Genomic DNA, 21719 nt, shown 5'->3' with positions numbered 1-21719 from the left:
TCATGATAACAATGCTCATCGCCCGACCTCACAGGGAGCTTTTCTATGTCTGCACGTCATCCCATTATCGCGGTGACCGGTTCCAGCGGCGCAGGAACCACCACCACCAGCCTCGCGTTTCGCAAAATCTTTCAGCAGCTCGATCTTCATGCGGCCGAGCTGGAAGGTGACAGCTTTCACCGCTTTACCCGCCCTGAAATGGATATGGCGATTCGTAAGGCGCGCGATTTAGGACGTCATGTCAGCTATTTCGGGCCGGAAGCCAATGACTTTGGCCTGCTGGAACAGAGCTTTAAAGAGTATGGTCAAAGCGGACAGGGCCAGTCGCGTAAATATCTGCACACCTACGATGAAGCAGTGCCGTGGAATCAGGTGCCCGGCACCTTTACGCCCTGGCAGCCGCTGCCGCAGAACACCGACATTCTCTTCTATGAAGGACTGCACGGCGGCGTGGTGACGGCGCAGCACAACGTGGCCGAACAGGTCGATCTGCTGGTGGGCGTGGTACCGATTGTTAACCTGGAGTGGATTCAGAAGCTGGTGCGCGACACTGGCGAGCGCGGTCATTCACGTGAAGCGGTAATGGATTCCGTGGTGCGCTCGATGGAGGATTACATCAACTTCATCACGCCGCAGTTCTCACGCACTCACCTCAACTTTCAGCGCGTCCCGACCGTCGATACCTCAAACCCCTTCGCTGCCCGCGCTATTCCTTCACTGGATGAGAGCTTTGTGGTGATTCACTTTCAGGCGCTGGACGATATCGACCTCCCCTACCTTCTGGCGATGCTTCAGGGTTCGTTTATCTCGCATATCAATACGCTGGTCGTGCCGGGCGGCAAAATGGGGCTGGCGATGGAGTTGATCATGGGGCCTCTGGTGAAGCGGCTGATGGAAGGTAAACGGATAGAGTAAGAGGTCAAAAGGGCCTTTCCAGACTAATGCCAATGCCAATGCCAATGCAGGATGAATCTGACAGCAGCGAAAAAGCTTAACACGCAGGGAACCGGGCCAGAAGAGGAAAGCGTCCCGCGCCAGGGAAGGCGCGGGCCGAGCGGCCAGGGATTGGCTTAAACGACTTTCCGATCTGACCCGGTTTCCTGCGCAGGCACAGTCTTAAAGCAACCTGCATCAGATACTGGAAGTGAAGTTAGCAGGTCGGCAATGACCCTTGCGGCTACTAAAGCTCAATCACTTCATAGCTATGCGTAATCGTCACACCTTTACCCAGCATAATGGCCACAGAGCAATATTTTTCAGCAGAAAGATCCACCGCGCGTGAGACCGCTTTATCCTGGAGCGCTTTACCACTCACGATAAAATGCAGGTTGATGTGCGTAAAGATTCGCGGCGCCTCTTCACGACGTTCTGAGGTCAGTTTTACTTCACAATCAGCCACATCGTTGCGGCCTTTTTGCAGAATTGATACCACATCAATCGCGCTGCATCCGCCAGCCGCCATCAGCACCATCTCCATTGGGCTGGGCGCTTTATCACCCGAATTGCCATCCATCAGTATCTGGTGGCCGGATGAGGATTCTCCGAGGAATGTCAGCCCTTCTACCCATTTCACTCTTGCCTGCATGATTTTTGCTCCGGAATACGCAGTTTTCTCGCAAGAGTACGCTTTCGCCTGGTAAACAGCAATCCAGAGAAATCCACTCTTAGCTGAAGCGAGACAACAGAAGACAGTCGGCAAAAGCTGTGCTACAAACAGTGCTGAAAATATTTTTCGTCACCCGATGGCGAAGCCGGGAAGAATGATGCGCACTGCGCCTGATGCGGCCCGAATAATTTCCTGAAATGGAAACGCTTGAAGCTTTCACCGCCTGACAGGGAAAACTGCCCCCTGTATTTTGGGCACGATTACAACAGAGGATAATAGCGAATGGTTCTCGGCAAACCGCAAACAGACCCTACACTCGAATGGTTCCTGTCCCATTGCCATATTCACAAGTATCCATCCAAAAGTACGCTGATTCACCAAGGTGAAAAAGCAGAAACGCTTTACTACATCGTGAAAGGTTCCGTCGCGGTTCTGATTAAAGATGAAGAAGGCAAAGAGATGATTCTTTCCTACCTGAATCAGGGCGATTTTATTGGTGAGCTTGGCCTCTTCGAAGAAGGCCAGGAGCGCAGCGCCTGGGTACGTGCGAAAAGCGCGTGCGAAGTGGCGGAGATTTCCTACAAGAAATTCCGTCAGCTGATCCAGGTTAACCCCGACATCCTGATGCGACTCTCAGCGCAGATGGCGAGTCGCCTGCAGGTCACGTCTGAAAAAGTGGGTAACCTCGCTTTCCTCGACGTAACCGGACGCATTGCACAGACCCTGCTCAACCTGGCGAAGCAGCCAGATGCCATGACGCATCCCGACGGTATGCAAATTAAAATCACTCGTCAGGAAATTGGCCAGATTGTTGGTTGTTCACGCGAAACCGTGGGCCGTATTTTGAAGATGCTGGAAGATCAGAATCTGATCTCCGCACACGGCAAAACCATCGTCGTTTACGGCACCCGCTAATTCCTGTCACCCACGGCGTGATGGCAACATCACGCCGTTATTGTTTGTGTTGGGCCGATGTGGCGTCGAATCATTTACCATCCTGAAGTTAACTACGCTTTGCGGCAAACGCTGGTGCTCTGTCTGCCGGTAGCGCTGGGCTGGCTAGCTGGCGACCTGCAAAAAGGTCTGCTGTTCTCGTTAGTGCCCGCCTGCTGCAACATCGCCGGTCTGGATACCCCACACAAACGCTTCTTCAAACGCCTGATTGTTGGCGGCAGCCTGTTTGCCCTCGGCAGCTTTCTGATTCAGTGGCTTACCCTGCATGCGATTCCACTGCCGCTGATCCTCTTCGCTATGCCTCTGCTGCTGGGCGTCACCGGTGAAATCAGCCCGCTGCATGGCCGCCTGCTGCCCGGCACCCTTATCGCCGCCATCTTCACCCTCAGCCTGATTGGCCGCATGCCCATCTATGTCACCCCGCTGCTCTATATCGGCGGTACGCTCTGGTATGGGCTGTTCAACTGGTTCTGGTTCTGGCTGTGGAAAGAGCAGCCGATGCGCGAGAGCCTCAGCCTGATCTATCGTGAGCTGGCTAACTACTGCGACGCCAAATATACCCTGCTCACGCAGCTCACCGATCCGGAAAAGGCGCTGCCGCCGCTGCTGGCTCGTCAGCAGAAAGTGGTCGATCTGATCAACACCTGCTATCAGCAGATGCACATGTTGTCGGCAAGCCGCGATCACAGCCATAAGAGGCTGACGCGCGCCTTTCAGGTGGCGTTGGATCTGCAGGAGCATATCTCCGTCAGCCTGCATCGGCCGGAAGAGGTGCAGAAGCTGGTCGAACAGAGCCATGCCGAAGCGGTGATCCGCTGGAACGCCAAAACCATCTCTGCCCGGCTGCGGGTGCTGGCGGATAACATCCTTTATCACCAGCTCCCCGATCGCTTTGCGATGGATAAACAGCTCGGTGCGCTGGAGAAGATCGCCCATCAGCATCCCGACAATCCGGTGGGTAACTTCTGCCTTTACCACTTCAACCGCATTGCGCGTGTCCTGCGCACCCAGAAACCGCTGTATCAACGCGATCTGATGGCGGATCGCCAGCGTCGTCTGCCGCTGTTACCGGCGCTGCGCAGTTATCTCTCGTTTCGCTCGTCGGCACTGCGCACTGCCGGTCGCTTTGCGGTAATGCTGATGCTGGGCAGCGCGCTGGCGCTATTCTTCAACATCCCCAAACCCTACTGGATCCTGATGACCATTATGTTCGTCAGCCAGAACGGCTACAGCGCCACCCGTGTCCGCATCCAGCATAGGGCGCTGGGCACCTTTGCTGGTCTGGTCATCGCGGCCGCGACGCTGCGCATGGCGGTGCCGGAGTCGGTAGTGCTGCTGATCATGCTGGCGATAACCTTTATCAGCTATCGCTTTACCCGCCAGTTCTATGGCTGGTCGATGATTGGATTTACGGTCACGGCGGTTTACTCGCTGCAATTGCTGTCGCTGAACGGCGCGCAGTTCCTGCTGCCGCGACTGATGGATACGCTGATGGGCTGTCTGATTGCCTTTGGCGGGATGCTGTGGCTGTGGCCGCAGTGGCAGAGCGGCTTATTGCGGCAGAATGCCCATGACGCGCTGGAAACCTATCAGGATGCGCTGCGGCTGTTACTGGGCGACGAACAGTCATCGGAGAAACTGGCTTATCAGCGCGTGAAGGTTAATCAGGCGCATAATGCGCTGTTTAACTCACTAAATCAGGCGATGCAGGAACCCGCGTTCAACTCCCGCTACCTGAGTGATATGCGGCTCTGGGTCACGCACAGCCAGTTTATTGTCGAGCATATCAATGCGATAACGATTCTGGCGCGTGAGCACACCATGCTGACGACCGCATTGGCTGAACGCTATCTGCAATCCTGTGAAATCGCGCTGCAGCGATGTCAGCAGCGGCTGGAATATGATGGTGAAAGCTCACAGGTGAATTTGCTGGATGACCTGGAGAATATCAGCGAGGGACCGATCACGGTGGTGGAGCAACATGTACGACGCATTCTCGATCATCTGAGCGTGATGTACACCATTTCATCGCTGGCGTGGAACCAGCGACCACAACATGGCCGCTGGCTAATCAGACGCTTACGTAAAAACTAAGCTAGCCGTTAAGCACTTTGCCGACGGCGGTGGCGAAGCGGCTCATGCCCTCTTCAATGTCGGCCGGTTCGATAATCAGTGACGGGGCAAAACGCATCACGTCGGTTCCGGCTACCAGCACCATCACGCCTTCAGCGGCGGCGGCATTCAGAATGTCGCGCGACCTGCCGGCATGCTGAGGTTTCAGCGCTGCACCAATCAGTAGCCCCTTGCCGCGAATGTCGCTGAACAGATCATACTTCGCATCAATGGCCTTCAGCGCCGTAACAAAATGCTGACGACGCATCCCGACACCCGCCAGCACGTCCGGCGTATTGATAATATCCAGTGCCGTTTCGGCGATGGCGCAGGCCAGCGGATTGCCGCCATAGGTCGTGCCGTGCACGCCCGGCGCCATGATCGAGGCGATCTCGTTGGTGGTCAGCATGGCGCTGACCGGGAAACCGCCGCCCAGCGCTTTGGCTGAGGTCAGAATATCGGGTTGAATGCCATAATGCTCATAGGCGAACAGCTTGCCGCTGCGTCCCATGCCGCTCTGCACTTCATCCAGCACCAGCAGCGCCTGATGCTGATCGCAAAGCTCACGCAGTCCCTGCATAAACTCCTGCGTCGCGGGCACCACGCCGCCCTCACCCTGAATCGGTTCAACCACGATGGCGCAGGTATGATCGTCAATCACCGCTTTCACTGCGTCCAGGTCATTGAACGGCACGTGGACGATATCCGCCGGTTTCGGGCCGAATCCGTCAGAATATTTTGGTTGTCCGCCGACCGTGACGGTAAACAGCGTCCGGCCATGAAAAGCGTTATGGAAGGCGATGATCTTACTTTTGAATGGGCTGTGACGTTTGCAGGCGTAGTAGCGCGCCAGCTTAAACGCGGCTTCGTTGGCTTCGGCACCGGAGTTGGCGAAGAAGACGCGATCAGCAAAGGTGGCCTGGATTAACTTACTGGCGAGACGCAGCGCCGGTTCGTTGGTGAAGACGTTGCTGGTGTGCCACAGCGTCTCGCCCTGGCTTTTCAGCGTCTCCACCAGCGCAGGATGGCAGTGTCCAAGTGCGGTGACAGCGATACCACCCGAGAAATCGATATACTCTTTGCCCTGTTGATCCCATACGCGACTGCCCTTGCCTTTTACCGGCACGAACTGCGCAGGTGCATAAACAGGCAAAATAACGTTATCGAACGTCTCCCGCGTGACCGCAATTTTTTCCGCTGCCATTAGTAACCCCATCTGGATGATTGTCGAGTTGCTTTGAAATAATAATCATAAAATATGCATAAAAAATCAATCAAAGGCAACTTATTGCTCAAGGAAATTGCGCAGCAGCAGATGTCCCTGCTCGCTGAGAATGCTTTCGGGATGGAACTGTACACCTTCCAGCGCCAGGGTTTTATGGCGGAATCCCATAATTTCGTCAGGCTCGCCGTCACGCACCGTCCAGGCAGTCACCTCGAACGCGTCGGGCAAAGAATCTCGCTGCACAATCAGTGAGTGATAGCGTGTCACAGTAAGGGGATTATTGAGATTGCGGAACACGCCCTGGCCGGTGTGCTGAATCGCGGAAGTTTTGCCGTGCATCACCTGACGCGCACGCACCACCTGCGCGCCATACGCCTGCGCAATCGCCTGATGGCCAAGACAGACACCCAGCACGGGCAGCTGCCCCGCGAAGTGCCGGATCGCCGCCAGCGAGATGCCTGACTCCGACGGCGTGCAGGGGCCAGGGGAGATCACCAGATGGGTCAGCGGCAGCGCCGCCATCTGCTCCACAGTGATGGCATCATTGCGCACCACCTGAACCTGCGCGCCCAGCTCGCAGAAATATTGATAAAGATTCCAGGTAAAGGAGTCGTAATTGTCGATAAGCAGCAGCATGACGTATCCAGAATGATAAACCGCGCCGCTATTCTACGCGGTCAGGCCGCCTCACTCACCACTTTCGCAAAGACCTGCTCCAGCGGGGCCAGGTCTCCGGCTACTCCGGCCTGATTAGCGGCTTTCCAGCTTTCAGCATCCGTCTCTTCCCAGTTCAGCAGATAACCGGCATGCAGCGCCAGTTGTTCAAAGAAAATCCGCTGCGCACGACCATTTCCATGGCGGAAAGGATGCAGCATATTGATTTCGCAGTAGTAGTGAGCAAGGCGCTGAATAAACGCATCACGTGGCAGGTCAGCCAGCCCCTTCTCCTCTTCCAGCGCGGCCATCAGGGCGTTGCCTTCTTTTTCGATATATTCGAAATGACAGAACGGCGTCTCATCACGCCAGATATCGATGGTTCGCAGTTCACCGGCCCAGCTGTAGAGATCCTGGAACAGCGTGCGATGGATCTGGCGCAGGTAAGGCAAGCCAGGATTACGGGGACCCAGCTCCAGCGTGGCGGCGCGCGCGGCACTGAAGCTGAGCTCCGCCTTACGCAGCTGCGCGGCGTCATGAATATCGGGCAGGTTTTTCAGCACGTTGTCGTGCTGCCACAGGTAGGGATCCTGGCTGACGGCGGTATTAGAGTCCATATTGCCTCCTCAGTGACGCCAGACGTGCGGCTGCATCATCGCTATTGACGCTGGTTTCATTCGATGAGAAGCCTTCCAGCCGACAGCTGGCCTGATAGCTGGCGCTACGCCGCTGTTGCCACAGGGTGACCTTCTGTTTTTCGGTGAGTTTGTTCGCCATGCCGCCTCCTGCTCAGGTTTTTGCCCTAAGTATAAGAGCAATTTCTGGCTTTGCCGGAGCCGGCAGGCGGTCGCCATCCGCAGATGGCGACGAAAAGCGTTAAGGCAGGACTTTAGCGGAGAGGATAACTACCGGTTTGGACGGAACATTCTGGTAAGGACCCACATCTTTGGTCGGTACCTGAGAAATTTTTTCAACCACATCCTGACCTTTCACAATCTTACCAAATACGGCATAGCCAAAATCGCGCTGTCCGTGGTCGAGGAAGGCATTATCCGCGACGTTGAGGAAAAACTGGCTGGTCGCACTGTCTTTATCGGCGGTACGCGCCATAGAGATGGTGCCACGCAGGTTACGCAGGCCATTGTCCGCTTCGTTTTTGATCGGCGCGTTGGTCTGCTTCTGCTGCATGTCAGTGGTGAAGCCACCACCCTGCACCATAAAGCCCGGGATCACGCGGTGAAAAATGGTGTTGTTATAAAAACCGTTGTTGACGTAATCAACGAAGTTTTTCACTGAAACCGGCGCTTTTTGGTTATTCAGTTCGAGTTCGATATTGCCGGCGGAGGTGGTGAGCAGAACGTGGGTGTCACCTTTTGCAGCCAGCGCCTGGGCGGAAACGGAAGAGAGCGCTAACAGGGTGATGGCCGCTGTTAAAGTACGTTTAAACATGAAAGATTCCTTACCTGGGAGAGCGGGCACAAAAACGTGATTGATTGTAGAGAGACTCTATTCCAGGAGCCAGCGTTTTACCTATATTTACGCTGTTGCGGCAAATGGGGTGAGCAAACGTTAAACCTCCGCAATTGCGTGATTAAAATCACACATCACATGAAATATGGATCTGTAGTTTCACTGCTTGTTTATTAAGATCACAGTTCCGTTTACACTTTCTGACACTTTTTGCCACCCGGTTCTCAACAGGTTCAGAACATGACAAACCGTAATCGTATTGGCCTCACCTGGATAAGCTTCTTCTCCTATGCGCTGACTGGCGCGCTGGTGATCGTTACCGGCATGGTAATGGGCGACATCGCAAAAGATTTCCAGATCCCCATCTCCAGCATGAGTAATACCTTCACTTTCCTCAACAGCGGCATCCTGGCTGCAGTTTTCCTGAACGCCTGGCTAATGGTGATTGTGCCACTGAAACGTCAGCTGATTTTCGGCTTCGTCCTGATGGTGCTGGCGATAATCGGGCTAATGACCAGCCGCGATCTGACCGTCTTTTCGCTCTGCATGTTTGTTCTGGGCGTGGTCAGCGGCATTACCATGTCGATCGGCACCTTCCTGATCACCCACATGTATGAAGGCCGTCAGCGTGGTTCACGCCTGCTGTTTACCGACTCCTTCTTCAGCATGGCGGGCACGCTGTTTCCGGTGCTGGCAGGGATCCTGCTGGCGCGTCAATTGCCGTGGTACTGGGTTTACGTCTGTATCGGCGTTATCTACGTCGCCATCTTCATCATGACGCTGTTTGTTGAGTTCCCGGTGCTGCGTAAGCCTGAAAACAGCCCGACCGTTGAGAAAGAAAAATGGGGTGTGGGCGTGCTGCTGCTGGCTGTCGCGGCACTCTGCTACATTCTGGGCCAGCTCGGCTTTATCTCCTGGGTACCGGAATATGCCACCAAAGTCATGGGCATGAACATCAATGACGCCGGACAACTGGTAGGCAGCTTCTGGACGGCTTATATGGTCGGCATGTGGGCCTTCAGCTTCCTGCTGCGCTTCTTCGATCTGCAACGCATTCTGATGGTGCTGGCGGGTCTGGCGACCGTGCTGATGTACTGGTTCGTCAGCAGCAGCGATGCCAGCATGCTGAAATGGATCATCATGATTCTTGGCTTCAGCTCAAGTGCTATCTACACCACCATCATCACCCTGGGTTCACTGCAGACCAAGGTGGCTTCACCAAAACTGGTGAACTTCATCCTGACCTGCGGCACCGTTGGCACCATGCTGACCTTTGTGGTCACGGCGCCTATCGTTGAGAAAAGTGGTGTGCATACCGCACTGGCGACGGCTAACGCGCTCTACGCCGTGGTGTTTGTGATGTGTGCCCTGCTCGGCTTTGTCAGCCGTCATCGTACTCACGGTCACGTCACGCATTAATCCTTCAGGGCGGCGAGTGATCGCCGCCCTGCTGTTTACCGCCGGAAATCGATGCGCTCCCGTTCCCGCCAGTAAATCTCGCTTTCTGCGGGCTTCGTCTCTGCCACTACCACTCCACGACGCACTGAATAGCGCACCGGAACCTGCCTTCTCACCGCATCAAAACCGTTTTCCGCCGGCAGAATAATCAGACTGGCCTCGTTGCCGCTCTGAATGCCATAGCCTGACAGCTGCATCGTGTTCGCGCTGTTATGCGTAATCAGATCCAGACCTGCATCGATCTGCTCATAGCCCATCAACTGACAGACATGTAAACCCATATGCAGCACCTGCAGCATGTTGGCGGTGCCCAGCGGATACCAGGGATCAAACACATCGTCGTGGCCGAAGCAGACGTTAATCTCCGCCTCGAGCATCTCTTTCACCCGCGTAATGCCGCGCCGCTTAGGATAAGTGTCAAAGCGGCCCTGCAGGTGGATGTTGACCAGCGGATTGGCGACAAAGTTAATGCCCGACAGTTTAAGCAGCCGGAACAGCCGTGAGGCGTACGCACCATTATAAGAGTGCATCGCGGTGGTATGACTGGCCGTCACGCGTGCCCCGTTGCCGTCGCGATGCGCCAGTGCCGCCACGGTTTCCACAAAGCGCGACTGTTCATCATCGATCTCATCGCAGTGAACATCGATCAGCCGGTCATAGCGGTTAGCCAGCGCAAAGGTTTTATGCAGCGACTCGACGCCATATTCGCGGGTGAATTCGTAGTGCGGAATCGCGCCGACCACATCCGCGCCCAGCCGCAATGCCTCTTCCAGCAACGCTTCACCGTTGGGATAAGAGAGAATGCCCTCCTGGGGAAAAGCAACAATCTGAATAGTGATCCACGGCGCCATCTCCGCTTTCAGCTCCAGCATCGCTTTCAGCGCCGTCAGTGACGGATCAGACACGTCAACATGGGTGCGGACAAACTGAATGCCGTTGGCGATCTGCCACTTCAGCGTCTGCAACGCCCGCTGTTTAACATCTTCGTGGCTGAGCAGCGCCTTGCGTTCGGCCCAGCGCTCAATCCCTTCAAACAGGGTCCCGGACTGGTTCCATGCCGGTTCGCCCGCCGTCTGGGTGGTATCCAGATGAATATGTGGCTCAATAAAGGGCGCGCAGGCTAAGCCGCCCTCGCCGTCCAGCGATTGATCCGCCGGTGAAGGCTGCTGCGGCTGAGCTGAAATTCGGGCAATGTTCCCCTCGGCTATTTCGATTTGCCACAACCCTTCCCGCCAGGGCAAACGCACGTTATTGATCCACTTGGGTGACAGCATGGCTGGTTCCTTATCCGATTAACCTGTGTGGTTAAAACTAGCACGATTCATACCACCCGCGGCAATGCAGGATATTCAGCAGGTTAGCCCCGGCGAGGAAAATTTATTAAAATCAATCATATAACTCTTAATGGGTATATGGGGCCGAGGTTGATGTATATCAATAAGCGCCAGAAAAGGCGCGCTATTGTAGCCGAATATATCGTAAATTTGAGGCAAAAATGAGCAAGCACAATGTTGTCGTTATCGGTAACGGCATGGTCGGCCACCGCTTCATAGAAGAGTTACTTGAGAAAGCGGAACCCAACCTTTTTTCGCTGACCGTCTTTTGTGAAGAACCGCGCGTCGCCTATGATCGTGTCCACCTGTCCGCTTACTTTTCCCATCACACCGCTGAAGAATTGTCGCTGGTTCGAGAAGGCTATTACGACAAACATCAGGTCAATCTGCTGCTGGGCGAGCGCGCCATCACCATTAACCGTGATGAGAAGCTCATTCACTCCAGCACCGGTCGCGCGGTTCACTACGACACGCTGATTTTTGCCACCGGCTCTTATCCGTGGATCCCGCCGATTAAAGGTGCCGAAGGCAGCGACTGCTTTGTCTACCGCACCATCGAAGATCTCAACGCCATTGAAGCCTGCTCACGTCGCAGCAAACGCGGAGCGGTGATTGGCGGCGGCCTGCTGGGACTGGAAGCGGCGGGCGCGCTGAAAAATCTGGGTATTGAAACCCACGTCATTGAATTTGCGCCGGTGCTGATGGCAGAACAGCTCGATCAGCAAGGCGGGGAACAGCTGCGTCGCAAGATTGAACAGATGGGCGTACGGGTTCACACCGGTAAAAATACCCAGCAGATTGTGCATCATGAGCACGGCGGCAAAACGCTGCAGTTCGCCGACGGTAGCGCGCTGGAGGTCGATTTCATCGTCTTCTCCACCGGCATTCGCCCGCAGGACAAACTGGCAAAACAGTGTGGATTAACGCTGGGTCCACGCGGCGGCATCGCCATTGATGACCAGTGCCGTACCAGCGATCCCGCCATTTACGCCATCGGTGAGTGCGCCGCCTGGCAGAATCGCGTCTATGGCCTGGTGGCACCGGGTTACAAAATGGCGCAGGTCGCCAGCGACCAGCTGCTGGGCCGCGACAATGCGTTTACCGGCGCGGACATGAGCGCCAAACTCAAGTTGCTGGGGGTCGATGTCGGTGGCATTGGCGATGCGCGCGGCACCACGGCAGGCGCACGCAGTGTGGTCTGGCTGGATGAAAGCAAATCGGTCTACAAACGCCTGATTATCAGCGAAGATCAGAAAACCCTGCTGGGTGCGGTGCTGGTGGGCGACACCAGCGACTATGGCAACCTGCTGCAACTGGTGCTGAATGCCATTCCGCTGCCCGCTAACCCAGAAGCACTGATTCTGCCGGCGGGCAGCGGAGATAAACCGGCCATCGGCGTCGATTCCCTGCCTGATAGCGCGCAAATCTGCTCCTGCTTCGACGTCAGCAAAGGCGACATCGTCAAGGCGGTACAGGGTGGCTGTCACACCGTGGCAGCGCTGAAAAGCACTACCCGTGCAGGTACCGGCTGCGGCGGCTGTATTCCCCTGATTACCCAGGTGCTCAACAACGAACTCAGCCGTCAGGGCATTGAGGTCAATAACCATCTCTGCGCGCACTTTGCCTGGTCACGTCAGGAGCTGTATCACCTGATTCAGGTGGAGGAGATCAAAACTTTTGACGAGCTGCTGGCCCGCTATGGTCAGGGCTACGGCTGTGAAGTGTGCAAGCCTACGGTGGGTTCCCTGCTCGCCTCCTGCTGGAATGAGTATGTGCTCAAGCCGCAGCACGCACCCTTGCAGGACAGCAACGACCTCTATCTGGGCAATATTCAGAAAGATGGCACCTATTCAGTGATCCCGCGCTCGCCCGGCGGTGAAATCACGCCACAGGGACTGAAAGTGATTGGCGACATCGCCGAACGCTACCAGCTCTATACCAAAATCACCGGCTCTCAGCGCATCGGCTTGTTTGGCGCGCAGAAGGACGATCTGCCCGCTATCTGGTCACAGCTGATCGCTGCCGGATTTGAAACCGGCCAGGCTTACGCCAAGGCGCTGCGTATGGCGAAAACCTGCGTCGGCAGCGCCTGGTGCCGTTATGGCGTTGGCGACAGCCTCGGCTTCGGCGTGATGCTGGAAAACCGCTACAAAGGCATCCGCACGCCGCACAAGATGAAGTTTGGCGTCTCCGGCTGCACCCGCGAATGTGCGGAGGCTCAGGGTAAAGATGTCGGTATTATCGCCACCGAAAAAGGCTGGAACCTCTACGTCTGCGGCAACGGCGGCATGAAACCGCGTCATGGCGATCTGCTGGCGGCGGATCTCGATCAACAGACGCTGGTTACCTATCTTGACCGCTTTATGATGTTCTATATCCGCACCGCAGATCGCCTGCAGCGCACTTCGCTATGGCTGGAGAGCCTGGAAGGTGGCATCGACTATCTGCGCAAAGTGATCCTGGATGACAAACTCGGCATCAACAGCCAGATGGAACAGCACCTGGCCGCGCTGCGCGACAGCGTCAGTTGTGAATGGCAGGCCACGCTGGAAGATAAAGAGCATATGACGCGCTTCGCCCACTTTATCAACTCGCCGCAGCGCGATCCTGCTGTGCAGCGGGTGGCAGAGCGCGATCAGCATCGCCCGGCACGCCCCGAAGAACGCATTACCGTGACACTGATTGAGGAGACCGAATCATGAGCCAGTGGAATCCGGTGTGCCCGCTGACGCAGATCCTGCCCGCCACGGGCGTCTGCGCGCTGGTCAAAGGCCAGCAGGTGGCTATCTTCCGTCCACGCGGCGATGAGCAGCTCTATGCGATCAGCAATATCGATCCGTTTGCCGATGCCAGCGTACTGTCACGCGGCATTATCGCTGAATATCAGGATACGCTCTGGGTGGCCAGCCCGCTGAAAAAGCAGCATTTTCGCCTCAGCGATGGCTACTGCATGGAGGATGAAACGCATTCCGTGGCGTCCTGGCCGGTGCGGGTCAATGCCGGACAGGTTGAAGTCTGCCTGTAACTCCCCTCAACAGCCCGCCTCTGCGGGCTTTTTTAAGGACCTCTGATGGACTACTTCCCCTTGTTTTGCCGTCTGCAGGGCCGACGCTGCCTGCTGGTCGGCGCAGGTGACGTGGCGGAGCGGAAAGCGCGCCTGCTGCTGGAGGCCGGCGCCGAGTTGCGGGTTGGTGCCCCTGATTTCTCCCCCGCCTTCCGGGAATGGGCGCTGCAGAAAGCCATCACGCTGCTGCCCGGGCCTTTCGATTCCGAGTGGCTGACCGGCTGCTGGCTGGTCGTCGCCGCGACCAATGATGACGCGGTCAATCAGCAGGTGGCAGATGCAGCCGAAAAACAGCAGATCTTCTGTAATCTGGTGGATGCACCGCAGCAGGCCAGCGCCATTATGCCATCGATCATCGACCGCTCACCGCTGATGGTTGCCGTCTCTTCTGGCGGACGTGCGCCGGTGCTGGCGCGTCTGTTGCGGGAGAAGCTGGAGGCGATGCTGCCGCAGCATCTGGGTCAGCTGGCGCAGCTGGCGGGAACCCTGCGCGATCGGGTGAAAAAGCAGTTCGGCTCCATCAATGCCCGCCGCCACTTCTGGGAGCGCTTCTTTAGCAGCGAGCGGCTGGCTCAGACGCTGGCTAACGGTGACAGTGGACGCGCGGAGCAGATTACCGATACGCTTTTTAATGCAGATTTTACTCAACAGGGTGAAGTGGCGCTGGTCGGTGCCGGTCCGGGCGATGCCGGATTACTCACCCTCAAAGGCCTGCAGCTGATCCAGCAGGCGGATATGATCGTCTATGACCGGCTGGTCTCCGATGAGATCCTGAATCTGGTGCGTCGCGATGCTGAACGCATCTTTGTCGGGAAACGCGCCGGACATCACTGCGTACCGCAGGATGAGATCAACCAGCTGCTCTGCGAACAGGCACAGCGCGGAAAACGCGTGGTGCGGCTGAAAGGCGGCGATCCCTTTATCTTTGGTCGCGGCGGTGAAGAGCTGGAGGCGCTGGCGCAGTTGCAGATTCCGTTCAGCGTGGTGCCGGGGATCACGGCCGCCTCGGGCTGTGCGGCCTACAGCGGTATTCCCCTGACCCACCGCGATCATGCGCAGAGCGTCAGGCTGGTTACCGGACATCTGCAGAAAACAGGGACGCTCGCCTGGCAGACGCTGGCGGCGGAACAGCAGACGCTGGTGTTTTATATGGGGCTGGCGCAGGCCGGAGAGATTCAGCAGCAGTTAATGAAGCACGGGATGCGCAGCGATATGCCAGTGGCGCTGGTGGAAAACGGCACCAGTACGCGTCAGCGTGTGGTCACCGGGATACTGAGCGAGCTGGAAGCGTTAGCCGGAGAGGTGATTAGCCCCAGCCTGATGATTATCGGCAGCGTGGTGAGCCTGCGCGACAGCCTGCGCTGGTTCTGAATCGGCAAATAAAAACGGCGGGCACAAAGCCCGCCGTCCTTTTTGTCTGTTCAGCCATTACGGCATCGCGACAAAGCCTACCGCCTGATAAACCTTCTTCAGCGTCTCCTGCGCCTGTGCGCGTGCTTTCGCCGCGCCATCACGCATTACCTGCTCCAGCAGTGCTTCATCGTTGCGGAAGCTGTGATAACGCTCCTGCAGCTCAGAGAGCATGCCCGACACGGCATCGGCTACTGCGCCTTTCAGGTGGCCATACATTTTACCTTCGAACTCCTGCTCCAGCTCGGCGATGGTTTTACCGGTCACGCCCGACAGAATATCCAGCAGGTTAGAGACGCCCGCTTTCTCTTTGATGTCGTAACGCACCACTGGCGGCTCTTCAGAATCGGTAACGGCGCGTTTAATTTTCTTCACGACCGCTTTTGGATCTTCCAGCAGGCCGATAACGTTGTTGCGGTTATCGTCAGACTTGGACATCTTTTTGGTCGGTTCCAACAGCGACATCACGCGTGCGCCAGACTTAGGAATGAACGGTTCTGGAACCCGGAAGATATCGCCATAGATCGCATTGAAGCGATGCGCGATATCGCGGCTCAGCTCCAGATGCTGCTTCTGATCTTCACCCACCGGCACCTGATTGGTCTGATAAAGCAGAATGTCCGCCGCCATCAGCACCGGGTAGTCGAACAGACCGGCGTTAATATTTTCTTCGTAACGCGCTGATTTATCCTTGAACTGCGTCATGCGGCTCAGTTCGCCGAAATAGGCGTAGCAGTTCAGGATCCAGCTCAGCTGCGTATGCTCTGGCACATGCGACTGAACAAAGATGGTGCTTTTTTGCGGGTCGATACCACAGGCCAGATAGAGCGCCAGCGTGTCCAGCGTCGCTTTACGCAGTGCAGTAGGATCCTGACGCACGGTGATCGCGTGGAGATCAACGATGCAGTAAATGCAGTGGAAATCATCCTGCATCTGCACCCACTGACGCAGCGCTCCCATATAGTTGCCAATGGTCAGTTCGCCGGACGGCTGTGCGCCGCTGAAAACGATGGGTTTCATACTTAAGTCCTGATATTTACAGCCCCAGTGTGGGCAAAAGTTCGTCGAAAGAGTCGAGGGTTAAATCGGGCTGGCTGGTCGCAATCGGCTCGCCATAGTTATAGCCAAAGGTCATACCGACGTTGGGAACGCCAGCTGCCTGCGCCGCCTGAATATCATTGCGTGAGTCGCCAACAAACAGCAACTCTTTCGGCAATACGCCGAAGGTGCCCAGCACCATAAAGATCGCCGCAGGGTGCGGTTTTTTAACCGGCACATCGTCGCCACCGATAATCAGCGAAAACGCATCGGCAATGCCAAGCGACTCCAGCAGCGGTGCCACAAACGGCGTCGGCTTGTTGGTCACAATCGCCATCGGCAGCCCGGAAGCCTTTAATGCGTCCAGCGTCTGCTTAACCTGTGGGAACAGCGTACTGCCCGCATCCACGGTATCGGCGTAATGCCGGTCAAACAGCGCCCGCGCATCACGCTGCTCTTCCGGCTGCGGCTCGCGGCCCAGCGCGAAGGTCAGCGCACGGGCCATCATGATATCCGCCCCGTTGCCAATCCAGGTTGAGACACGCTCCAGGCCCGCCTGCGGCAGACGGAGATCCTTCAGCGTGCGATCAATCGCCTCAGCCAGACCTGGCGCGCTATCAACCAGCGTGCCATCAAGATCAAACGCCAGCGCACGAATATCAGTGAAACGAGCCATTGGCTTTCTCCAGTTCATTGCGCATATCGTCGATCACTTTTTTATAGTCAGGGTGACCGAAGATGGCAGAACCGGCGACAAACATGTCGGCACCTGCGGCGGCAATCTGGCCAATGTTATCAATCTTCACGCCGCCATCGACTTCAAGACGAATGTTGTAACCGCTCTGATCGATACGTCTGCGTGCTTCACGTAGCTTATCCAGGGTGCCCGGAATAAATGACTGACCGCCAAAACCAGGGTTCACTGACATCAGCAGAATGATATCCAGCTTATCCATAACGTAATCGAGATAGCTCAGCGGGGTCGCCGGGTTAAACACCAGGCCCGCTTTGCAGCCGTGCTCTTTAATCAGTTGCAGGGTGCGGTCAACGTGTAAGCTGGCTTCGGGATGAAAGGTGATGTAGGTGGCACCGGCTTTGGCGAAATCCGGGATCAGTGCATCGACCGGCTTCACCATCAGATGCACATCGATGGGGGCGGTGATGCCATAGTCGCGCAGTGCTTTCAGCACCATCGGACCCATGGTCAGATTAGGGACGTAGTGGTTGTCCATCACGTCGAAGTGAACCACGTCACCTCCGGCCGCCAGCGCTTTGGCTGTGTCTTCGCCCAGGCGAGCAAAGTCCGCCGAAAGGATTGAAGGGGCCAGCAAATATTGTTTCATCCGATTCTCCCACTGTTGTGCGCCAGCCCTGCGGCTGGCGTAATGCGTTGGTCGCGGACGAAACAGACTAGCAATAAAGTGCCAGCAGTTCGTCGACCTTGGTGCGACCGGCTATGCTCCGGCTGATAGAACGCCGGGCTTTGACCACATGTAACACTGCATCCTGATACCACAAACGCGTCAGTGCAGTGTCGTGGTTAGAAATCAGTACCGGAATCCGGTCCTCCGACGAGGCAAGCTGTGCCGCCAGCGCCGCCAGATGCTCCTGCTCACGCATGCTAAAGCTGTTGGTGTGATAAGCCGTAAAGTTGGCCGTTGCCGACAGCGGCGCATAAGGCGGATCGCAATAGACCACTGATCCTTTAGCGGCATTGGTCAGGGTAACATCGTACGATTCACAGACAAACGTCGCTTTTTGCGCGCGCTCGGCAAACCACAACAGTTCTGCTTCCGGAAAGTAGGGTTTGCGATAGCGGCCAAACGGCACGTTGAACTCACCACGCAGGTTATAGCGGCAGAGGCCGTTGTAACAGTGACGGTTCAGATAGAGGAACAGCAGTGCGCGCTGGTAGGCGTCGGCGCTGGTGTTAAATTCGGTGCGACGCTGGTAATAACAGAGTTCGTTGTTACCTTCCGGCGTGAACAGCAGTTGCGCGTCACGGATGAAATCCGCCGTGCGCGTTTTGACAATGTTGTAGAGATTAATCAGGTCACTGTTGATATCAGCTAGATGGTAGCGATCAAACTCAGTGTTCAGAAACACCGAACCTGCGCCAACAAAGGGCTCGACCAGACAGTCGCCTTGCGGCAGATGACGATGGATCTCTTCTACTAAGGGAAATTTTCCCCCTGCCCATTTCAGGAAAGCGCGATTTTTTTTCATGCTGTCGTGGTTATTACATCTTATTGTGAGGCTGTGGCTGTACCGACAGCAGATCTGCGCTTAAAACGGGGCCAGAGACTGGCCCCACATCCGCTATTGGCTGGCTTCTTTCTTCACCTGGCTAACTGGCTTAACCCATGGATTCTTCGCACGTACTTCCGCAGGCAGCGACGCGACAGCGCGTTTGGCATCCGCCGGCGTGGCATAGGAGCCACTTACCAGTACGTACCACGGCTCACCGTTACGGGTGGTTTTGTAAACGTGATACCCACTCAGATTCTGTTGTTTAGCCCAGGCATTAAGGCTTTCCGCCTTCGATGCACCGCTCAGTTGCAGCGTATAGCTGCCACCTGGCACGGATTTGCTGGCTGAACTGCTGCCTGACGTGGCCGGAGCAGAACTGGCTGGCGTATGCGCTGGCGTAGTATGCGTTTTGCTGTCACGGGTTGCAGGCTTGGAAGCCGTTTTATGCGATGAATCATGCGCCGGACGGGCAGAAGCACTGGATTTGTTCGGCGTCTGACGGCCTGCAGGGGCCGTAACCGGATTCGCAGCCGTTCCGGCATTGCCGCTGACCGTGGCAGGCGCCGTTGGCAGTGAACTGCCACCCTGCGTGCCCATCGCGGCACTGTCGACCTGCTGCTGCTGATTACTCAGCGCGCTGTTCAGATCGCCCGGCAGCGTGACACGCTGCTGATTCGCTGGCGTCTCAACAGGGGCTGCCTGCGTAGGTGTTGAAGCCACAGGCGGCATTGAGACGTCGCGCTGCGGGTCAGATGCAGCATTACCGCTGGTCGCCGCGTTATTTTCGCTGGTAGCTGGCGTGGTCTGCCCGCCTGTCGGCGTCGTCTGTCCACCTGACATGGAAGAGGAGCCGGCCAGGTCGATGTTCTTCTCGCTGCCGGAACCACCGCCAGCGGCAGGCGTATTGCCCGCAGTAGCTGGTTTTTTCTCATCCGGGCCATTCAGCGCTGAACCAATACCCAGTACCAGTAACAGCAGAACCAGGATCCCGACACCCATCATGATGCGCTGGCGCGAAACCGGTATTTTGGCTGCGGGAGACGACTTACGAGGGCGCGAGGGACGGCGATCGCTGGCGTCAGGTTTTAACTCATCTTCCGGTTTAAACTCATCCATTTTGCCTCCTCCGTAAAGCGGCATTCCGCACTGCGCACCCTGCGCGCCGCGTCACCACTCAACTGCTTAATCTCAGGATTGCTGACAATCATTAATTGCAGCCAGCACCATATCATGTGCCACGCCACCACGCACTTCAGAGCGGCCAATCGACAGCGGGAGTACCAGCCGCAATTCGCCCGCCAGAACTTTCTTATCGCGCATCATGTGCGGCAGATACATCTCCGCACTCATCGCCTCCGGCCCATGCACCGGCAAACCGGCACGCAGGAACAGGGCAATAATGCGGTCCGTCTCCTGCGCCTGGAACTGCCCCAGGCGTTCAGCCGTGCGTGCCGCCATCACCATGCCCGCTGCAATCGCTTCACCGTGCAGCCAGTTGCCATAGCCCATATGTGCTTCAATCGCATGACCAAAAGTATGGCCCAGATTCAGCAACGCCCGCTGACCGTTTTCACGCTCATCGGCGGCCACGACTTCGGCTTTCAGTTCACAGCAGCGACGAATGCAGTACGCCAGCGCCTGTTCATCCAGCGCCAGCAGGGCATCAAGATTCTGCTCCAGCCACTGGAAAAACGCACCGTCGAGGATGATGCCGTACTTAATCACTTCCGCCAGACCCGACGCCAGTTCGCGCGCGGGCAGCGTCTGCAGACAGGCAGTATCAATCACCACCGACGCGGGTTGATAAAACGCGCCGATCATGTTTTTGCCCAGCGGATGGTTAACGGCCGTTTTGCCGCCAACCGAAGAGTCGACCTGCGACAGTAAGGTGGTTGGTACCTGAATAAAGCGTACGCCACGCTGATAACTGGCCGCAGCAAAACCGGTAAGATCGCCAATAACGCCGCCGCCTAAGGCGATAAGCGTCGTATCACGACCGTGCGGCTTTTGCAGGAGCGCGGTAAAAACCTGATCCATCACGGCCAGCGTCTTATATTGCTCGCCGTCGGGTAAGATCACCTGATCCACTTTTACACCTGCCGCCGTCAGCAGCGCCGTCAGCTGGTCAAGATAAAGCGGAGCCAGCGTCTGGTTTGTCACCACCATGGCGTTTTCGCCCGCGGTTAGCGGCCAAAAAGAAGCCGGATCGTTAAACAGTCCGGCAGCGATAGTGATGGGGTAACTGCGTTCCCCCAGTGAGACGGTGATCTTCTCCATGATGCCCGATACCTGTTAAGGAGCCTTCGAACGTTGGATCAACTTTTTTCCAACATGTGGATAATCTGATTCGCCACCACTTTCGCACTCTGATCATCTGTGCGAATGGTTACATCGGCGATCTCTTCGTAGAGCGGGTTACGTTCGCCAGCCAGCGCTTCGAGCACTTCACGCGGCGGTGAATCCACCTGCAGCAACGGACGTTTTTTGTCACGTTGGGTGCGCGCCAGTTGCTTCTCGATGGTGGTTTCAAGATAAACCACAACACCGCGGGCGGAGAGACGATTACGCGTTTCCCGGGATTTGACGGAACCACCGCCTGTCGCCAGGACGATGCCTTGCTTCTCGGTCAGTTCGTTAATGATTTTTTCTTCGCGATCGCGAAAGCCAGCTTCGCCTTCGACATCAAAAACCCAGCCCACATCCGCTCCGGTGCGTCGCTCAATTTCCTGATCGGAATCGAAGAACTCCATGTTGAGTTGCTGAGCCAACTGACGGCCAATAGTGCTTTTGCCGGCACCCATCGGCCCAACCAGAAAGATATTGCGTTTCTCTGCCATTTTGTCGGTATTACTAAGAATTCGTTAATGATACCCCGCGTTCAGCATTTGCTGGCGGGACAGGAACTGAGACCTCATGAGCGTTAGCAAGAGTCAGATGAAAAATTATCTCAACACTCAAGGCTGTTTGGCAACCGATTATATTGCCTTCAGCACATCCATTTCTGAATTGGCCTGTGTTCGCGAAACTGTAACGCGCCAGCGCTGCGTCTTTACAACGCTGCGTACAGAGGAGTTTTCTGATCTGTTTGCCGGGATTTACCCAGCATAGACGGTTACACCGTATTGAAAATCGCTAAACCTTGTA

At 56.3% G+C, this 21719-nt stretch carries 22 protein-coding genes; 8 read left to right on the top strand and 14 right to left on the bottom strand.

Annotation, left to right across the window (positions count from 1 at the left end; genetic code table 11):
• The first annotated feature begins 45 nt into the window (after positions 1-45).
• Complete coding sequence (locus tag AC2LB6_RS06125; protein ID WP_490092846.1) at positions 46-915, top strand: phosphoribulokinase; 870 nt, start codon at positions 46-48, stop codon at positions 913-915.
• 265 nt (positions 916-1180) lie between these two features.
• Here AC2LB6_RS06125 and AC2LB6_RS06120 read toward each other — a convergent pair whose 3' ends face one another.
• Positions 1181-1585, bottom strand: coding sequence for an OsmC family protein (locus AC2LB6_RS06120; protein WP_003852949.1), 405 nt, complete (start codon positions 1583-1585; stop codon positions 1181-1183).
• Positions 1586-1888: 303 nt separating this feature from the next.
• Here AC2LB6_RS06120 and crp point away from each other — a divergent pair, with 303 nt between their 5' ends.
• Both crp and AC2LB6_RS06110 read left to right on the top strand, forming a co-directional pair.
• Positions 1889-2521, top strand: a complete 633-nt coding sequence (gene crp / locus AC2LB6_RS06115; protein WP_023489059.1) for a cAMP-activated global transcriptional regulator CRP — start codon at positions 1889-1891, stop codon at positions 2519-2521.
• A 57-nt stretch (positions 2522-2578) separates the two neighbouring features.
• Positions 2579-4654 carry a YccS/YhfK family putative transporter gene (locus AC2LB6_RS06110; RefSeq protein WP_490092845.1) on the top strand — a complete coding sequence of 692 codons (2076 nt, stop codon included), beginning with the start codon at positions 2579-2581 and terminating at the stop codon, positions 4652-4654.
• 1 nt (position 4655) lies between these two features.
• Here AC2LB6_RS06110 and argD read toward each other — a convergent pair whose 3' ends face one another.
• The 5 genes from argD to ppiA all read right to left on the bottom strand — a co-directional run bounded on the left by argD (position 4656) and on the right by ppiA (position 8000).
• Entirely contained in the window at positions 4656-5876 is a 1221-nt protein-coding gene (gene argD / locus AC2LB6_RS06105) for a bifunctional acetylornithine/succinyldiaminopimelate transaminase (protein ID WP_490092844.1), read from the bottom strand.
• An 81-nt stretch (positions 5877-5957) separates the two neighbouring features.
• Positions 5958-6533, bottom strand: a complete 576-nt coding sequence (locus AC2LB6_RS06100) for an aminodeoxychorismate/anthranilate synthase component II (protein WP_490092843.1) — start codon at positions 6531-6533, stop codon at positions 5958-5960.
• 41 nt (positions 6534-6574) lie between these two features.
• On the bottom strand, positions 6575-7168 hold the full coding sequence (locus tag AC2LB6_RS06095) for a putative adenosine monophosphate-protein transferase Fic (protein ID WP_490092842.1): 594 nt from the start codon (positions 7166-7168) through the stop codon (positions 6575-6577).
• Positions 7158-7328, bottom strand: coding sequence for a YhfG family protein (locus AC2LB6_RS06090; RefSeq protein ID WP_090966735.1), 171 nt, complete (start codon positions 7326-7328; stop codon positions 7158-7160). The genes AC2LB6_RS06095 and AC2LB6_RS06090 overlap by 11 nt, the downstream gene beginning before the upstream one ends.
• 99 nt (positions 7329-7427) lie before the next feature.
• Positions 7428-8000, bottom strand: coding sequence for a peptidylprolyl isomerase A (gene ppiA / locus AC2LB6_RS06085; RefSeq protein WP_003852970.1), 573 nt, complete (start codon positions 7998-8000; stop codon positions 7428-7430).
• A gap of 261 nt (positions 8001-8261) precedes the next feature.
• On the opposite strand from ppiA, the gene tsgA reads away from it, so the two are divergent.
• Positions 8262-9440 (top strand): MFS transporter TsgA, encoded by a 1179-nt coding sequence (gene tsgA, locus AC2LB6_RS06080; RefSeq protein WP_090966737.1) that lies wholly within the window; start codon positions 8262-8264, stop codon positions 9438-9440.
• 35 nt (positions 9441-9475) lie between these two features.
• Here tsgA and AC2LB6_RS06075 read toward each other — a convergent pair whose 3' ends face one another.
• Positions 9476-10753 carry a cytosine deaminase gene (locus AC2LB6_RS06075; protein WP_490092841.1) on the bottom strand — a complete coding sequence of 426 codons (1278 nt, stop codon included), beginning with the start codon at positions 10751-10753 and terminating at the stop codon, positions 9476-9478.
• A 221-nt stretch (positions 10754-10974) separates the two neighbouring features.
• Here AC2LB6_RS06075 and nirB point away from each other — a divergent pair, with 221 nt between their 5' ends.
• From nirB to cysG, 3 genes are read left to right on the top strand one after another with little or no spacing between them, the layout of a single operon-like run.
• Positions 10975-13515, top strand: coding sequence for a nitrite reductase large subunit NirB (nirB, locus tag AC2LB6_RS06070; RefSeq protein ID WP_490092840.1), 2541 nt, complete (start codon positions 10975-10977; stop codon positions 13513-13515).
• On the top strand, positions 13512-13838 hold the full coding sequence (nirD, locus tag AC2LB6_RS06065; RefSeq protein WP_490092839.1) for a nitrite reductase small subunit NirD: 327 nt from the start codon (positions 13512-13514) through the stop codon (positions 13836-13838). Before nirB ends, nirD begins: the two co-directional genes overlap by 4 nt.
• A 45-nt stretch (positions 13839-13883) precedes the next feature.
• Positions 13884-15248 (top strand): siroheme synthase CysG, encoded by a 1365-nt coding sequence (gene cysG, locus AC2LB6_RS06060; protein ID WP_490092838.1) that lies wholly within the window; start codon positions 13884-13886, stop codon positions 15246-15248.
• A gap of 57 nt (positions 15249-15305) precedes the next feature.
• Here cysG and trpS read toward each other — a convergent pair whose 3' ends face one another.
• From trpS to aroK, 7 genes are all read right to left on the bottom strand, one after another.
• On the bottom strand, positions 15306-16307 hold the full coding sequence (trpS, locus tag AC2LB6_RS06055) for a tryptophan--tRNA ligase (protein WP_490092837.1): 1002 nt from the start codon (positions 16305-16307) through the stop codon (positions 15306-15308).
• Positions 16308-16323: 16 nt separating this feature from the next.
• Entirely contained in the window at positions 16324-17001 is a 678-nt protein-coding gene (locus AC2LB6_RS06050) for a phosphoglycolate phosphatase (protein WP_490092836.1), read from the bottom strand.
• On the bottom strand, positions 16985-17668 hold the full coding sequence (gene rpe / locus AC2LB6_RS06045) for a ribulose-phosphate 3-epimerase (RefSeq protein ID WP_490092835.1): 684 nt from the start codon (positions 17666-17668) through the stop codon (positions 16985-16987). The genes AC2LB6_RS06050 and rpe overlap by 17 nt, the downstream gene beginning before the upstream one ends.
• Before the next feature lie 67 nt (positions 17669-17735).
• On the bottom strand, positions 17736-18551 hold the full coding sequence (dam, locus tag AC2LB6_RS06040; protein ID WP_490092834.1) for an adenine-specific DNA-methyltransferase: 816 nt from the start codon (positions 18549-18551) through the stop codon (positions 17736-17738).
• A gap of 93 nt (positions 18552-18644) precedes the next feature.
• Positions 18645-19691, bottom strand: a complete 1047-nt coding sequence (locus AC2LB6_RS06035) for an SPOR domain-containing protein (protein WP_490092833.1) — start codon at positions 19689-19691, stop codon at positions 18645-18647.
• 72 nt (positions 19692-19763) lie between these two features.
• Complete coding sequence (gene aroB / locus AC2LB6_RS06030; protein ID WP_010253124.1) at positions 19764-20852, bottom strand: 3-dehydroquinate synthase; 1089 nt, start codon at positions 20850-20852, stop codon at positions 19764-19766.
• A gap of 38 nt (positions 20853-20890) precedes the next feature.
• Complete coding sequence (gene aroK, locus AC2LB6_RS06025) at positions 20891-21412, bottom strand: shikimate kinase AroK (RefSeq protein ID WP_003852989.1); 522 nt, start codon at positions 21410-21412, stop codon at positions 20891-20893.
• Positions 21413-21509: 97 nt separating this feature from the next.
• Here aroK and AC2LB6_RS06020 point away from each other — a divergent pair, with 97 nt between their 5' ends.
• On the top strand, positions 21510-21683 hold the full coding sequence (locus tag AC2LB6_RS06020) for a hypothetical protein (protein WP_223265993.1): 174 nt from the start codon (positions 21510-21512) through the stop codon (positions 21681-21683).
• Positions 21684-21719 lie beyond the last annotated feature (36 nt).

The organism is Pantoea sp. RCC30.1, assembly GCF_058148845.1.
The sequence above is the reverse complement of the archived record's forward strand: the minus strand, read 5'-3'. Positions and strand labels throughout refer to the sequence as shown.

Bases quoted from the DNA above. Each gene is read 5' to 3' on its own strand.
- aroB (WP_010253124.1), bottom strand. From the start codon at position 20,852: ATGGAGAAGATCACCGTCTCACTGGGGGAACGCAGTTACCCCATCACT.
- argD (WP_490092844.1), bottom strand. From the start codon at position 5,876: ATGGCAGCGGAAAAAATTGCGGTCACGCGGGAGACGTTCGATAACGTT.
- ppiA (WP_003852970.1), bottom strand. From the start codon at position 8,000: ATGTTTAAACGTACTTTAACAGCGGCCATCACCCTGTTAGCGCTCTCT.
- dam (WP_490092834.1), bottom strand. From the start codon at position 18,551: ATGAAAAAAAATCGCGCTTTCCTGAAATGGGCAGGGGGAAAATTTCCC.
- AC2LB6_RS06125 (WP_490092846.1), top strand. From the start codon at position 46: ATGTCTGCACGTCATCCCATTATCGCGGTGACCGGTTCCAGCGGCGCA.
- tsgA (WP_090966737.1), top strand. From the start codon at position 8,262: ATGACAAACCGTAATCGTATTGGCCTCACCTGGATAAGCTTCTTCTCC.
- AC2LB6_RS06120 (WP_003852949.1), bottom strand. From the start codon at position 1,585: ATGCAGGCAAGAGTGAAATGGGTAGAAGGGCTGACATTCCTCGGAGAA.
- AC2LB6_RS06075 (WP_490092841.1), bottom strand. From the start codon at position 10,753: ATGCTGTCACCCAAGTGGATCAATAACGTGCGTTTGCCCTGGCGGGAA.
- AC2LB6_RS06050 (WP_490092836.1), bottom strand. From the start codon at position 17,001: ATGGCTCGTTTCACTGATATTCGTGCGCTGGCGTTTGATCTTGATGGC.
- AC2LB6_RS06035 (WP_490092833.1), bottom strand. From the start codon at position 19,691: ATGGATGAGTTTAAACCGGAAGATGAGTTAAAACCTGACGCCAGCGAT.
- aroK (WP_003852989.1), bottom strand. From the start codon at position 21,412: ATGGCAGAGAAACGCAATATCTTTCTGGTTGGGCCGATGGGTGCCGGC.
- AC2LB6_RS06090 (WP_090966735.1), bottom strand. From the start codon at position 7,328: ATGGCGAACAAACTCACCGAAAAACAGAAGGTCACCCTGTGGCAACAG.
- nirB (WP_490092840.1), top strand. From the start codon at position 10,975: ATGAGCAAGCACAATGTTGTCGTTATCGGTAACGGCATGGTCGGCCAC.
- cysG (WP_490092838.1), top strand. From the start codon at position 13,884: ATGGACTACTTCCCCTTGTTTTGCCGTCTGCAGGGCCGACGCTGCCTG.
- AC2LB6_RS06100 (WP_490092843.1), bottom strand. From the start codon at position 6,533: ATGCTGCTGCTTATCGACAATTACGACTCCTTTACCTGGAATCTTTAT.
- rpe (WP_490092835.1), bottom strand. From the start codon at position 17,668: ATGAAACAATATTTGCTGGCCCCTTCAATCCTTTCGGCGGACTTTGCT.
- AC2LB6_RS06020 (WP_223265993.1), top strand. From the start codon at position 21,510: ATGAAAAATTATCTCAACACTCAAGGCTGTTTGGCAACCGATTATATT.
- nirD (WP_490092839.1), top strand. From the start codon at position 13,512: ATGAGCCAGTGGAATCCGGTGTGCCCGCTGACGCAGATCCTGCCCGCC.
- AC2LB6_RS06095 (WP_490092842.1), bottom strand. From the start codon at position 7,168: ATGGACTCTAATACCGCCGTCAGCCAGGATCCCTACCTGTGGCAGCAC.
- AC2LB6_RS06110 (WP_490092845.1), top strand. From the start codon at position 2,579: ATGTGGCGTCGAATCATTTACCATCCTGAAGTTAACTACGCTTTGCGG.
- crp (WP_023489059.1), top strand. From the start codon at position 1,889: ATGGTTCTCGGCAAACCGCAAACAGACCCTACACTCGAATGGTTCCTG.
- trpS (WP_490092837.1), bottom strand. From the start codon at position 16,307: ATGAAACCCATCGTTTTCAGCGGCGCACAGCCGTCCGGCGAACTGACC.